The sequence below is a fragment of the Halorientalis pallida genome (assembly GCF_049605515.1).
GTDB lineage: Archaea > Halobacteriota > Halobacteria > Halobacteriales > Haloarculaceae > Halorientalis > Halorientalis pallida_A.
In genome coordinates this window covers 780,713-793,548 of record NZ_CP187158.1, presented here as the reverse complement: position 1 = coordinate 793,548, position 12,836 = coordinate 780,713, and the positions used below count along the sequence as shown (strand labels likewise).

Genomic DNA, 12,836 nt, shown 5'->3' with positions numbered 1-12,836 from the left:
TTATACCGGGGCGCGGCGAAGGCACTGGCATGGTCCAGTGTGAGATGTGCGGCGCCGATACGGCCTCGCCGAACACGGTGAAAGTCGAAGGCGCAGAACTCGACGTCTGTGACGACTGTGCCGACTTCGGCACCGAGGTCCGCACCCAGAGCAGTTCGAGCTCGTCCACCAAGTACTCGACGAGCAGTTCCTCCGGGTCGGGCTCGGACAGTTCGAGCTCCAGCGGGGGGTCGAGTTCCGGCGGGAGTGCCTCGTCGGGTGGCGGCGGTGGCGGCGGTCGCGGCCGGCGCGACATGTTCGACGAGATGGACGAAGTGGCACAGGATTACGACCAGCGCATCCGGCAGGCCCGGGAGAACGCGGGACTGAACCAGGAGGAACTGGCCAACCAGCTCAACGAGAAGGCGAGTCTCATCCGCAAACTCGAACGCGGTGACACCCTCCCGAGCGACTCGGTGCAACAGAAACTCGAAAGTGAACTCGACATCGTCCTGACCGAAGGCGGCGGGAGCGCCGACGACACGGAGTGGAGTGGCGGCTCGAGTGACGGTGAGTACACGCTCGGCGACGTGGTACAGCGAAAGGATTCCTAGATGTGACGCTGGACGTCTTCGATAGAGAGGTCCTCGCCGATCTCGTCTAGCTCGGCTTCGAGCCCTTCTATCTCGCCGGTCAGACGCTCGAACCGGTCGCTCCGTTCCAGTTCCGCCGCGCTCTTTTCGACCTTGAGGACGTTGCGTTTCAGTTTCTTGGAGGTGAGTTGCTGGTGTTTCTCGCTGTACTCGGACAGTTTGAGCAGGCGCTGGACCACGTCGAGCAGGTCGTCACGGGAGACTGGTTTGACCAGGTAGTCGTCACAGCCCATGTCGATGATATCGAAGCCGGGGTTGACGGCGGTCACCATCGCGACCCGGCAGTCACAGCCGTTCTCGTTGATATCCGCGAGGACCTTGTCGCCCGAGAGGTCCGGCATCCGGCGGTCGAGCAGTGCCACGTCCACGTCGACGCTGTCGTCGTGGAGAATCTCGACTGCGTCCTCCCCGCCGTAGGCCGTCAGCACCTCGTAGTGTTCGGCCAGGTAGTCGGTGTAGAGGTCCGCGAGGTGCTGCTCGTCTTCCGCGACCAGCACCGTCGCCTCAGAAGTTCGCGATGACACGACTATCACTGCAACCGTACTGGCCCGGACGTATTAAAACGGCCCTCCGACTCACCGTGCCGAACTCCCACCCTTTATGCACGCCGCGGTCGCCCCCTCGGTATGTTCGTCCTCGTCAACCTGAAGGCGTACCCGTGTGACCCCGTCGCGGTCGCGACCGCGGCCCACGAGGTCAGCGAGTCCACGGGCGTCCGTATCGCCATCGCACCGCAGGCCGCCCACCTCTCGGCCGTCGCCGACACCGGCGTCGAGACCTGGGCCCAGCACGTCAGCCCCGTCGACCACGGCAGTCACACCGGTTCGACGCTCGCCGAGGCCGCCGCCGACGCGGGCGCGGTCGGAACCCTGCTGAACCACTCCGAGAACCGGCTGAAACTCGCCGATCTCGACGCGAGCCTCGACGCCGCCGAACGCGCCGACTTCGAGACCATCGTCTGTGCCAACAATCCCGACCAGATCGCCGCCGCCGCGGCGCTGGGCCCCGACGCCGTCGCCGTCGAACCGCCCGAATTGATCGGCACCGGCACACCCGTCAGCAAGGCCGACCCCGACATCGTCCGGGACGCCGTCGACGCCGCGGCCGCCGTCGACGCCTCCGTGGACGTACTCTGTGGGGCCGGCATCTCCACCGGCGAGGATCTGGCGTCCGCGAAGGACCTCGGCGCGGAGGGGGTCCTGCTCGCCAGCGGCGTCGCGAAGGCCGACGATCCGAAAGCGGCGCTGGAGGATCTGGTCGAGCCGGTCGCCTGAGCCGGACCTGTTCGATCCACCAACACTTTTGCGGTCGCTGTGAGTCTCGGCGAGTGTGAGCGACGGTTCGGACCGAAGCGGCGGGTACACGGTTCGCCGGAACGTGATGGACGAGCGCGAGCAGACTGGGACGACAGCGGCGGACCCGACGGTCTGGGACTATCTGCCGGTGACCGTGTTGACCGTCTTCGTCGTCGCGGGCGTGTTCACCCTCGCGGGCATCCGACTGGTCCGGATTCCCGCGTTCGGCGTCTGGGCTCCGCTGGTATCGCTGGTCAACTTCGCCACCGCCCACGTGGTGAGTCTGTTCGTGCACGGGGGGCTGAGCCACTACCTGGGGAACATGGTCCTGTTCCTGCTGTTCGGCGGTGTGTTGACAGCCCTGACCAGTGACGAGCACGTCCTCGGCGTGATTCTGGCGTCCCACGTCCCCGTCTCGATCCTGTTTCCGATCCTCTATTCGGCGTACGGTGTCGGGACCAGCCTCGCGGTCGCCGGGATGATCGCGGCCACGGTCGTCCGCGCCGCGGCGGTCGTGACCGGACGGGTAGACGCCGACGCGGTGCGGGCGATCCTCGGCGGGGCTATCGCCGTGCTCGCCCTGGCCCTGTACACCTGGGGCTTCCTGACCGAGAGCTTCTTCTACGTCCGGATCACCGATCACCACCTCGGGGGCTGGATCGCCGGTGGGCTAGCCGAGGCGCTGTGGCTCGTCTGGCTCGGAGTCCGGGGCGGGGACTGGTCCTGGAAAACGATCCGGCAGTGAGTCGGCCAATCACTTCACGAACGATTCCTCGATGGCGGCCACCAGTGCGTCGAGTTCGTCGGCGTCCGGGTCGCCGGGGTACTCCTCCTCGACGAGGTCGGCGAGTCGGTAGCCGTAGTAGCCACGGCCCACGTGTTCGATGTAGCCGTGGGTCCGGAGGGTGCGGTTGTGGGCGTACGCGCTGGTGCGGTCGCCGTCGCCGCCACCCGCGAAGTGCGCGTCGAGGGGCTTGGCGGGCCCCTCCTTCCGGTAGTAGCGCAACATCCCGCGCGTCTTCGGAGGCATCGCGTCGATGGCCTGGCGCAACTGCTCGACGAGTTCCTCCCCTGCGGGTGGAACCTCCCCGGGCCAGGGGTCGGCGTCGACGGAGACGGCCTCACCGGACTCGCCGTCGATCATCGCCTCGTCGTCCCCGACCGCGGCCATCGCCGCCGCCACGTCGCCGTCGTCGGCGTCGTCACCCTCGCCGTTCCGACTGACCGCCTCGTCCACGCCCTCGTCCTCACCGGGTGGGCCCTCGAAGAACGCCGTCGGAGCCGTGGCTGGGTCCGGGTCGGCGGCGGGTCCATCGTCGCCGCCCGGCCCCGCCGTCGCGCCACCGTCGGCCGTCGCAGTTTCGTCGCCGTCGCTGGCCGTGGCCCCGCTTCCGTCGCCCCCGTCTGCCCCACCCAAATCGGGCATCGGCTGGAGGTCCGGGTCGTCCTCGCCGGCGGCCGTGTCACCGGGCGCTTCCTCCGCGGCGGCTTCACTGGTGGCTCCGTCGGCCGCATCGTCGACCGACGGCTCGCCGGTCGCCAGTTGCCGCTGCTCGCGCATTCGCTCCTGTTCGGTGCGGCCGGGGTTGACGCCCTTGACGGTGTCCAGCAGGGCGTCGACGAACTGGTCGGCCATCCGCGACATGTCCCGGGCGTCCTGTAGCTCCTTCTCCAGTTCCGCGATCCGGGAGTTCTTCTCGTCGAGTTCCTGCCGGAGTTCCTGGATGCGGTCCTCGGTGCGCTGTTTCTCCTCGCTGATCTCCTCCAGCTCCGAGACGAGATCGGAACTGACCGACTTGAGGTCCGGTCGGTCCACGTCGTCCAGTCCGGGGGTCGCGCCGGCGTCGAAGGTCTGCTTGCGGTGGAACTGGACGCGCTGGACGCGCTCGGTCCAGTCGTTCATCATGAAGGCCTCGCCGTCGTCCAGGTCTTCGACGGCCTCGGCGTACTCGCTCCCGAGGATGCGGCTGACGACCTTCGTGTCGTTGTTCCAGGTCAGCCGGTGCCAGACCAGCCAGTCACACTGCGTGATGAAGTCTTTCTTCACGTCGGCCGGCCGCTGGCTGATCCCGACCATCCCGAGGCCGTGTTTCCGGCCGCGTTTTGCGACCTTGATCAGCATCTTCCCCGCTTCGGTCATCCCTCCCTTCTCGGGGATCCACTCGTGGACCTCCTCGACGAGCATCAGGAACGGCTGTTTCAGCTTCTTCTCCTTGGCGAACAGCTGTTTCGAGACCTCCGTCAGCAGTGTCTCGGCCTCGTCCTCGTCGAGGAAGGAGGACACGTCGAGGATGATGGGGACGTTCTGTTCAAGCGCCAGCGAGGCGATCTTGCCGGCGTGTTCGGTCGTCACCTGGATGTCACACTCCTCGTCGGCCCCGACGTGGAGGATCTCGTACTCCTCTTTCAGGCCGTAGTACTCCCCGTCGATGTCGACGATGAGGATGCCGAAGCCGGCGTCGAGCAGGTTCTCGGCGATGACGCTGGCGGTGTTGGACTTCCCGCTGCCACTCTTGCCGGTGACGAACCCGCGCCCGGTCAGGATCTCGACGACCGGGAGATCGACCGACTGTTCGGGCGTCGTGCCGGTCGGCGGCCCGTCGCTCAACTCGGCGACAGTAATGGTCTCTTTCTCGTCTCCCATCGCTTGTCGGGTACTCACACCGAGACGACATAATCCTCCGTCAGCCAGCCGTCAGACGCGAGTTGCACCGGCGATACGGGCCGAACCCATATTACCGAGGGGTGTGAAGGGGACACATACCGAGACCGTTCACCATGCGCCGTCACGAGACCACCGTCGAGGACGACACCGTCTACGTCGAGACCGACGACGGCCGGTTGGAGGTCGGCGCGCTCGACCGCATCGTCGAGGCCGTCGGCGGCCACGCCTGGACCATCGAGTACTCCGACTGGGAGAAAGAGTACTACGACGACCTCGACACCTCCGACGAGGGCATGATCGTCGACGTGGTCGACATGACCGAAGCGCTCACCCACGGCGAGTCGTTCGTGGAGATGCTCAGGACTCATCCGTCCGAACCGCCGGTCCCGCCCGCCAGTGGGGGAGACGGCGAGGCCGAGACCGACGACGAGACCGACCTCTCGCCGCGGATGGGGCTGTTCGTCGGGAAACTGCTGGAGAACCTGGAGAGCGGGCTGGACTGAGCGGCTGTGGAGCAGGTCGGCGGCCGATCAGGGGACGCGAAACACCCGGATCGTATCCCGATCCGTCGGCTCGCGGATCAGCTGGGCGAACCCTCGCTCCGAGAACACCTGTTTCCAGTCGCGGTGATACAGCGGGAACTCGTCGTCGACGTAGCTCACGTCGGTCTCGCCTCGCCCACGGTTGGGGCCGTTCCCCTCGTTTTCGGCAGTCACGAGCAGATCGGTCGTGAGCCGCTGGAACTCGTCGAACACCCACGCATCGTCGGGGTGGACGTGCTGGAGCGTCTCGACGGTGTAGATGGCGTCGAACGCACCGTCAGGCATCTCGGGCAGGTGGTCTTCCAGCGCCCCGTCGAGGAACGTGCCGGTCTCGACCAGTTCGGGGTAGTGGTCGGACATGACCTCGAAGGCGTCCGGGTTGATGTCGATCCCGGTGAGGTTCTCGAAGCCCTGCCGACGGAGGTGTTCGAGGTGGCGGCCACAGCCACAGCCGACTTCGAGGATGCTGGCGTCCTCGATGGCGTAGTGGTCGAGGACGCGGCCGATGGTCTCGCTCACGTCGTTGGGGCCGATCTCGGCGTAGTAGCTGGGCGAGAACCGCCCGGAACGGTCGGCCCAGTCCTGGCGAACGTCCTCGGGGTCCATGTTCAGACGCTGACGCCCGCCGGTAATACAATGTGCGGTCTCACCCTAATCGTCGGGTCCTCCGTCCTCGAAACTCGTCACTCGAACTCGCCCAGCGAGGTCTGCCCCTCCGGGCCCCGGTCGTCGTTCTCCCGGGTATCGTCACGCTCGGTGAACGCGCCCAGCGAGTGGTTCTCTCGGCGGGCAGAGCCGGCCTCGCCGGGTGACGCGTCCTCGAACCCGTCGAGGCTAGCCTGCCGAGCGTCCGAGAAGTCCAGATTGGAGACGCGCACCCCGACCTTTCGAACGTCGTCGTCGCGAAACTCCGCCAGGAGGTCGAGCGCCACCTCCTCGACGAGGTCGGCGTCCTCGACGGGACCCGGGAGCGACTCCGCGCGGGTGTGCACGTCGAACGGCGGCGTGACGACTTTGATCCCGATAGTCCGGTAGAGCGCGTCCTTGCTCCGGGCGCGTTCGGCCACGTCGCCGGCCAGCGCCCGGACGCGCTCGCGCTTGCGCTCGCCGTCGTCGGTCGCCTCGGTGAACGCCGACTCACGGGAGAGGCTCTTTGGCTTCCCGACGGGTTCGACGGGTCTGTCGTCCTCGCCGCGGGCGTACGACCAGATCTCGCGGCCGCGCTCGCCGAAGCGGTCCTCGATGCGGTCCGGATCGGCGTCGGCGAGGTCGCCGGCCGTCTCGACGCCCATCGACCGGAGTTCGCGGGCGGTGACGGGACCGACGTTGTGGACTTCTTCCACGTCGAGTGGGGCGAGAAACGCCTGGACTTCGCCGGGTTCGACGATCACCAGCCCGTCGGGTTTGTCGTGGTCGCTGGCGATCTTGGCCGCGCTCATCGTCGGCGCGACCCCGACGCTGGCGACGACGCCAACCTCGTCCTCGATCCGATCTTTGAGGTCCTGGGCGAACTCGGCGGTCGCCCCCCAGTCCACGGTCTCGGTCACGTCGAGGTAGGCCTCGTCGATGCTGACCTCCCGCACCGTGTCGGCGGTGTCGTGCAGGATGGCCTTGACCTCGCTGGCGACCGACTCGTAGTAGTCCAGGTCGACCGTGCGGTAGAAGCCTGCCTCCTCGGGATCGATCTCCGGGTCGTCGACGGCGTCGACTTTCCGGGGGAGCAGTTCCAGCGCCTGCGAGATGGGCATGGCGCTCTCGACGCCGAACTCGCGGGCCTCGTAGCTCGCCGTGGCGACTGCGCCGTGGCTCTCGCCGGACTCGTAGCCCATCCCGACCACGAGGGGTTCGTCTTCGAGGGCGGGTTCGCGAAGACGCTCGCAGGCGGCGTAGAAACAGTCCATGTCGACGTGACAGATCACCTGCTCCGGCGAGCCGTCCTCGACACCCGGCAGCCGCCCGTCCATGCGCCGGGGTTCGGACCGCCCCCACCTAAGTCTCTCGCCCGGGGCGTCGGAACGGGCCGTGCTGCCCGGATCAGCGATCGGCGGGTCCGGCCGTCAACCGCGGCGTCTGTCCGTCGAGGCGGTCGCGGTTGTCCTCGATGGCCAGTCGCACCTCGTCGCTCACGCCGGGGAGGAAGCCGACGGCGACGACCGCCTCGACGGGGTGGGCCTCCAGTTGACTGCGCGCCTCGAACAGTCGGCCGTAGCCGTCCGACCCCCACTCCACGTCGCTCGAAAAGACCATCTCCCGGAACGTCCGGCCGTAGTTGGCCGCGGCCTTCCGCGAGAGCGTGTCCAGGCGCTGGGTGATGGCCGATCCCTCCCTGTAGGTCCCCAGCAGGAGGTCGGTCAGCGGGTACGCCGTGTTGTCCTCGATGGGTGGCGCGTACGCGCCGGGAATACGGGTGAGGTGTGGCCCGTCCGCACCGGTCGCGGTACCGTCGTCAGTATCCTCGCCCTCACCGACCTCGTAGGCGAGAAACCGGGGGATGCCGCCCTCGTAGAGGTGGGCGACGACGGCGGGTTCCACGCCGCCACCCAGCGGCGGGGCAGTCCCGATCTGGACGACGGCGGTGAGGGCGCTCATCGCTGGTCGAGCAAGGCGCCGGGGTTCATGATCCCGGCGGGGTCGAGGCGGTCCTTGGCGGCGTGGAGCGCGTCGCGGAACTCGTCGGGTGACTCCTTCTCGTACCACTCCCGATGAGTCCGGCCGACGGCGTGGTGGTGGGTGATCGTCCCGCCGTACTCCTCGATCACGTCCGAGGCCGTCGCCTTTATTTCGCGCCACTGTTCGAGTTCCCGGCCCACGTCGGCGGGGGCCAGCAGGGTGTAGTACGGCGCTGGCCCGTCCGGGTAGACGTGGGTGAACCGACAGGAGAGGAAGCCGGCACCGCACTCCGCCTCCATCACCTCGGTCACCTGCTCGGTGATCTCCTCGTGGAGCCGGTCGAACTGGTCCCAGGTGACGGCCGTCTCGAAGGTGTCGACGATGACGCCGAGACTCACCAGCGCGTTGAACTTGTAGGGGGCCTCGAAGAAGGCCGACCGCCAGTCGCCTTCCTCGTCGTCGCGGTCGGCGTCGTCGCCGTCTCCGTCGCGGTGTGGACCCTCGTAGCTCGGATCGCCCGAGACCGTCCCGCCGTGATCCTCGGCGATTTCGAGGGCGCGAGCGAGGTCGTCGTCGACGGGACGATCGGTCGACTCGAAGCCCAGCACGAGGACGTGACTGCCGTCCATCGCGACCTCGTTCATCATGGCCTCCCTGCTATCGAGGAGGCGACAGTTCGCGGGGTAGAGTCGCGCCTGGACGATCTCGCGGGTCGCGTCGACCGCCGCGTCGAAGTCGGCGAAGCGGACCGAGGCGCGAGCGCGGTAGGGCGGGCGGGGCTGGACGCGGAGCCAGCCCTCCGTGATCACGCCGAGCGATCCCTCGGAACCGAGGACGAGGCGGTTCGGGTCGGGACCGGCACCCGAGGCGGGGAGCCGGCGGGACTCGAACTCGCCGGAAGGGGTCAGCATGCGGACGTTCTCCACGAAGTCGTCGATGTGCGTGTAGACGGTGGCGAAGTGGCCGCCGGCGCGGGTGGCGATCCACCCGCCGAGCGTCGAGAACTCGTAGGACTGTGGGTAGTGCCTGAGCTGGAGGCCGTGTTCGCGGAGCTGGTCGTTGATCTGTGGCCCGGTCGCACCCGCCTGGATCTTCGCCGTGCGGGAGTGCTCGTCGACTTCCAGCACCTGATCCATCCCTCGGAGGTCCAGCGAGAGCACGCCGGCGTAGCCGGCCCCGTCGCCCGCGGGGTCGCACTCGACGCCGGCGACGACGCTCGTGCCGCCGCCGTAGGGGACGACCGCGATCCGCTCGTCGGTCGCCCAGTCCAGAATCGCGCGGATCTCGTCTTCGTCCGTCGGCTCGGCCACCACGTCCGGGGCCGACGAGAAGTCGCCGTGGAACCCGCGGACGAGGTCGCGGTAGCCGCTCCCGTAGGTGTGGCGAATCCGGTCCTCGGTCGCGGTCGAGCAGACCGCCGAGAGGTGGTCCGGGACGGAAACTGACGACTCGGGGATCGACACGTCGGAGAGGGTGGGTGGGTCGAGACGGGGGCGTTCGGGGAAGCCGAGCATGGTCTCCATCCTGGTCGCGAGTTCGTCGCGCTCGGACTCGTCCGGGAACTTCTCGGCGTAGCCCCAGCCCCAGAAACTCAGGTCACTGTCGGACATCATCCTACCTGTGTGCAACCGTCTCAAAAGTGTTGGGCCGCAGTACTCGGTCGCCGTATCAGGGTAGGGGTACCAGAAAATCGGATCCCGGAACGCGGGTCGGCTGGCCAGCCGTCTGCCGGGAGTCCTGATCGTTCGCCGATGCCAATTCCCGAGCGGTTACGACGGTCGTTCCCGTCGAGAACCCCCAGCGAATCGGGGTTCTACTACCATGTTAGAGAGTATCAAACATAACTCTTTCGCCGGCTACTCGCGGACGTACCGGGCGGTCAGCGCCGCCCCGCCGATGCCGTAGCCGAAACCGGCGGCGTGGGCGAAGACGTTCGTGACGGCTCCGCCCTCGACGATCTCGGCCGGGAACAGGACCGAGACGAAACTCACCAGCAGGATCACGACCAGCACGGTCTGGGCCAGCTGGATCAGTTCCAGCCGCGAGCGAGGCCGGGAGAGCATCGTGGGGCGTGTGGACTCCCGGCGGATTCCCACCAGACAGGCCCCCCAGCCGACGGCGAACAGCCCGCCGACGACCGGCGTCACGTTACCGACGTAGATGAGGTACACCTCGAACAGGAGCAACAACCAGATGGCGAGTCCGCTGTAGCCCGCCACCCGGTAGTCGTAGAGTCGGTTCAGCGACGCCAGCAGGGCGACGAAGACGAAACCGGCGAAGGCCGCACCGACGCCGGAGAAGCCCCGGCTCACCGGCTCGATGCCGGGGTAGAGGAGGCCGATGATGACGTAGCTGGTGAGACTCACTGCGACGGGCAAGACGAGCAGGAAGCCGACGAACGTGACGCGGAACCACCGGCGGTGCCCGATCTGGACACAGAGTCCGTACGCCACGAGGGCGGCGGCGACGAATCCCGCGACGTTGCCCACGAGGTGGGTCAGATCGAGGTGGACGAACGCGCTGGTGTACAACGAAACTGGGTCGACGGACTCGTGACGGAGGGCCATGCGCGTGCGGACGGCCGATGGGAGCGCGACGTGAATCCAGACGAGGACGACCGCGACGACGCCGATCAGCCCCATATCACGGAGCGCCGTCCGGGAGCGGTCCACGCTGGCGGCATCCATCGGATCGAAGCAGGGGCGCCAGTGGCGAAAGAGTCCCGGTTCCGGAGAGTCGCCGCTCCGGATCCGATGCCCGGACCGGCACGTCACTGTGGCACCTGTCGGCGAGGCCCGGGCACGATTTTTGTCCGCGCGGTGACTGGCCACACGTATGGGACTGGACGAGGACGCACTGGAGTATCACCGGACCGATCCCCCCGGGAAGATCGAGATGGAGACGACCAAGCCGACCAACACGCAACGCGACCTGAGCCTCGCGTACTCGCCGGGCGTCGCCGCCCCCTGCCGCGAGATCAGCGACGACGCCGGCGAAGCCTACACCTACACCGCGAAGGGCAACCTCGTCGGCGTCGTCTCGAACGGGTCGGCCGTTCTGGGCCTGGGCGACATCGGCGCACAGGCCTCGAAACCCGTGATGGAGGGGAAAGGGGTCCTGTTCAAGCGGTTCGCCGACATCGACGTGTTCGACGTCGAGTACGACTTCGACGACCCCGACACGTTCGTCGAGGCCGTCGCCGGCATGGAACCCACCTTCGGCGGGATCAACCTCGAAGACATCAAAGCACCCGAGTGCTTCGAGATCGAGGAACGCCTCCGCGAGCGCATGTCGATCCCCGTCTTCCACGACGACCAGCACGGCACCGCCATCATCACCGGCGCGGCCCTGCTGAACGCGACCCACATCCTCGAGAAGGACATCGAGGACCTCTCGATCACGTTCGCCGGTGCGGGGGCCGCCGCGACCGCGACCGCCCGCTTCTACGTCTCGCTGGGCGTCCCCCGTGAGCAGATCACCATGGCCGACGAGCACGGGATCATCACGACCGAGCGCGACGACCTCGACGAGTTCGTCGAACCGTTCGCCAGCCCGCCCGAGGAGCGCGGCGACCTCGCGGACGCGATGGTCGGTGCCGACGTGTTCGTCGGCCTCTCGGTCGGCGGCATCGTCTCCCCGGAGATGGTCCAGTCGATGGCCGAGAACCCGGTCGTGTTCGCCATGGCCAATCCCGACCCCGAGATCGGGTACGAGGAAGCCAAGGCCGCCCGCGACGACACCGTCATCGTCGCCACCGGGCGCTCGGACTACCCCAACCAGGTCAACAACGTGTTGGGCTTTCCCTTCATCTTCCGGGGCGCGCTCGACGCCCGCGCGACCGAGATCAACGAGGAGATGAAAGTCGCCGCGGCCGAGGCCATCGCCCGCCTGGCCCGAACGGACGTGCCCGACGCCGTGCGCAAGGCCTACGACGACGAACCGCTCCAGTTCGGCCCGGACTACATCATTCCCAAGCCGCTGGACTCGCGAGTCCTGTTCGAGGTCGCCACCGCCGTCGCCCGGGCCGCCATCGACAGCGGCGCGGCCCGCCGCGACCTCGACCTGAGCGCCTACCGCGAACGCCTCGAAGCCCGCCTCGGCAAGTCCCGCGAGATGATGCGCGTCGTCCTCAACCGCGCCCAGAACGACCCCAAACGCGTCGTGCTGGCCGAGGGCGACGACGAGAAGATCGTCCGCGCGGCCCGCCAGCTCTCGGCGGAAGGCATCGCCGAACCCATCCTGGTCGGCGACCGCGAGGAGATCTGGCGCTCCATCGACGACCTCGGACTCGATCTCAATCCCGTCGTCGTCGACCCCGAGGCAGACCAGCTCGAACCGTACGCCGAACGGCTGTACGAACTCCGGAAGCGCAACGGGATCACCCGGAAGGAGGCCGCCGAACTCGTCGAGAACGACAACTACCTCGCGAGCGTCATGGTCGAGATGGGCGACGCCGACGTGATGCTCACCGGCCTGACCCACAACTACCCCTCGGCGCTGAAACCGCCCCTGCAGGTCGTCGGGACCGCCGACGACGCCGACTACGCGGCGGGCGTCTACATGCTCACCTTCAAGAACCGCGTCGTGTTCGTCGCCGATGCCACGGTCAACCAGAACCCAGACGCCGACGTGCTCGAAGAAGTCACGCGCCACACCGCCGATCTCGCCCGGCGATTCGACGTTGATCCCCGCGCGGCCCTGCTCTCCTACTCGGACTTCGGGAGCGTCGACAACGAGGGCACGCGCAAGCCACGCGAGGCCGCCCAGCGGCTCCGGGCCGACCCGACCGTCGACTTCCCGGTCGACGGGGAGATGCAGGCCGACACCGCCGTCGTCGAGGACCTGCTCACCGAAGACTACGAGTTCTCGGATCTTGACGGTCCCGCGAACGTCCTCGTGTTCCCCAACCTCGAAGCGGGGAACATCGGCTACAAACTCCTCCAGCGTCTCGGCGGTGCGGAGGCTATCGGCCCGATGCTCGTCGGCATGGACAAGCCCGTCCACGTCCTCCAGCGTGGTGACGAGGTGAACGACATCGTCAACCTGGCGGCGGTGGCGGTGGTCGACGCCCAGGAGAACGGGTACTAGCTCG

General features: G+C 67.6%; 12 protein-coding genes. 5 read left to right on the top strand and 7 right to left on the bottom strand.

Features of this window, described 5'->3' with window-relative positions:
* The first annotated feature begins 29 nt into the window (after nt 1-29).
* Complete coding sequence (locus ACOZ4N_RS05700) at nt 30-593, top strand: multiprotein bridging factor aMBF1 (protein ID WP_424018963.1); 564 nt, start codon at nt 30-32, stop codon at nt 591-593.
* Here the strand turns inward: ACOZ4N_RS05700 and ACOZ4N_RS05695 are convergent.
* A complete protein-coding gene (locus ACOZ4N_RS05695; RefSeq protein ID WP_424018962.1) occupies nt 590-1,156 on the bottom strand; it encodes a response regulator in 567 nt (188 codons plus the stop codon). The genes ACOZ4N_RS05700 and ACOZ4N_RS05695 overlap by 4 nt on opposite strands.
* A 102-nt stretch (nt 1,157-1,258) precedes the next feature.
* Here ACOZ4N_RS05695 and tpiA point away from each other — a divergent pair, with 102 nt between their 5' ends.
* Nucleotides 1,259-1,906, top strand: a complete 648-nt coding sequence (gene tpiA, locus ACOZ4N_RS05690) for a triose-phosphate isomerase (RefSeq protein ID WP_424018961.1) — start codon at nt 1,259-1,261, stop codon at nt 1,904-1,906.
* A gap of 55 nt (nt 1,907-1,961) precedes the next feature.
* Nucleotides 1,962-2,672 carry a hypothetical protein gene (locus tag ACOZ4N_RS05685; protein ID WP_424018960.1) on the top strand — a complete coding sequence of 237 codons (711 nt, stop codon included), beginning with the start codon at nt 1,962-1,964 and terminating at the stop codon, nt 2,670-2,672.
* A 9-nt stretch (nt 2,673-2,681) separates the two neighbouring features.
* Here ACOZ4N_RS05685 and ACOZ4N_RS05680 read toward each other — a convergent pair whose 3' ends face one another.
* Nucleotides 2,682-4,571 (bottom strand): helicase HerA domain-containing protein, encoded by a 1,890-nt coding sequence (locus ACOZ4N_RS05680; protein WP_424018959.1) that lies wholly within the window; start codon nt 4,569-4,571, stop codon nt 2,682-2,684.
* A 134-nt stretch (nt 4,572-4,705) separates the two neighbouring features.
* On the opposite strand from ACOZ4N_RS05680, the gene ACOZ4N_RS05675 reads away from it, so the two are divergent.
* Nucleotides 4,706-5,095, top strand: coding sequence for a hypothetical protein (locus ACOZ4N_RS05675; protein WP_424018958.1), 390 nt, complete (start codon nt 4,706-4,708; stop codon nt 5,093-5,095).
* Between the two features lie 27 nt (nt 5,096-5,122).
* Here the strand turns inward: ACOZ4N_RS05675 and ACOZ4N_RS05670 are convergent, their stop codons facing one another.
* The 5 genes from ACOZ4N_RS05670 to ACOZ4N_RS05650 all read right to left on the bottom strand — a co-directional run bounded on the left by ACOZ4N_RS05670 (nt 5,123) and on the right by ACOZ4N_RS05650 (nt 10,431).
* Nucleotides 5,123-5,740 carry a class I SAM-dependent methyltransferase gene (locus ACOZ4N_RS05670; protein WP_424018957.1) on the bottom strand — a complete coding sequence of 206 codons (618 nt, stop codon included), beginning with the start codon at nt 5,738-5,740 and terminating at the stop codon, nt 5,123-5,125.
* Between the two features lie 77 nt (nt 5,741-5,817).
* Complete coding sequence (gene dinB / locus ACOZ4N_RS05665) at nt 5,818-7,098, bottom strand: DNA polymerase IV (RefSeq protein WP_424018956.1); 1,281 nt, start codon at nt 7,096-7,098, stop codon at nt 5,818-5,820.
* A 70-nt stretch (nt 7,099-7,168) separates the two neighbouring features.
* Entirely contained in the window at nt 7,169-7,723 is a 555-nt protein-coding gene (locus tag ACOZ4N_RS05660; RefSeq protein WP_424018955.1) for a hypothetical protein, read from the bottom strand.
* Nucleotides 7,720-9,354 carry an FAD-binding oxidoreductase gene (locus ACOZ4N_RS05655; protein WP_424018954.1) on the bottom strand — a complete coding sequence of 545 codons (1,635 nt, stop codon included), beginning with the start codon at nt 9,352-9,354 and terminating at the stop codon, nt 7,720-7,722. The genes ACOZ4N_RS05660 and ACOZ4N_RS05655 overlap by 4 nt, the downstream gene beginning before the upstream one ends.
* A gap of 246 nt (nt 9,355-9,600) precedes the next feature.
* Nucleotides 9,601-10,431: a hypothetical protein gene (locus tag ACOZ4N_RS05650; RefSeq protein WP_424018953.1), complete on the bottom strand. Its 831-nt coding sequence runs from the start codon at nt 10,429-10,431 to the stop codon at nt 9,601-9,603.
* 148 nt (nt 10,432-10,579) lie between these two features.
* Between ACOZ4N_RS05650 and ACOZ4N_RS05645 the strand changes: the two genes are divergently transcribed.
* Complete coding sequence (locus ACOZ4N_RS05645) at nt 10,580-12,832, top strand: NADP-dependent malic enzyme (RefSeq protein WP_424018952.1); 2,253 nt, start codon at nt 10,580-10,582, stop codon at nt 12,830-12,832.
* The last annotated feature ends 4 nt before the right edge of the window (nt 12,833-12,836 follow it).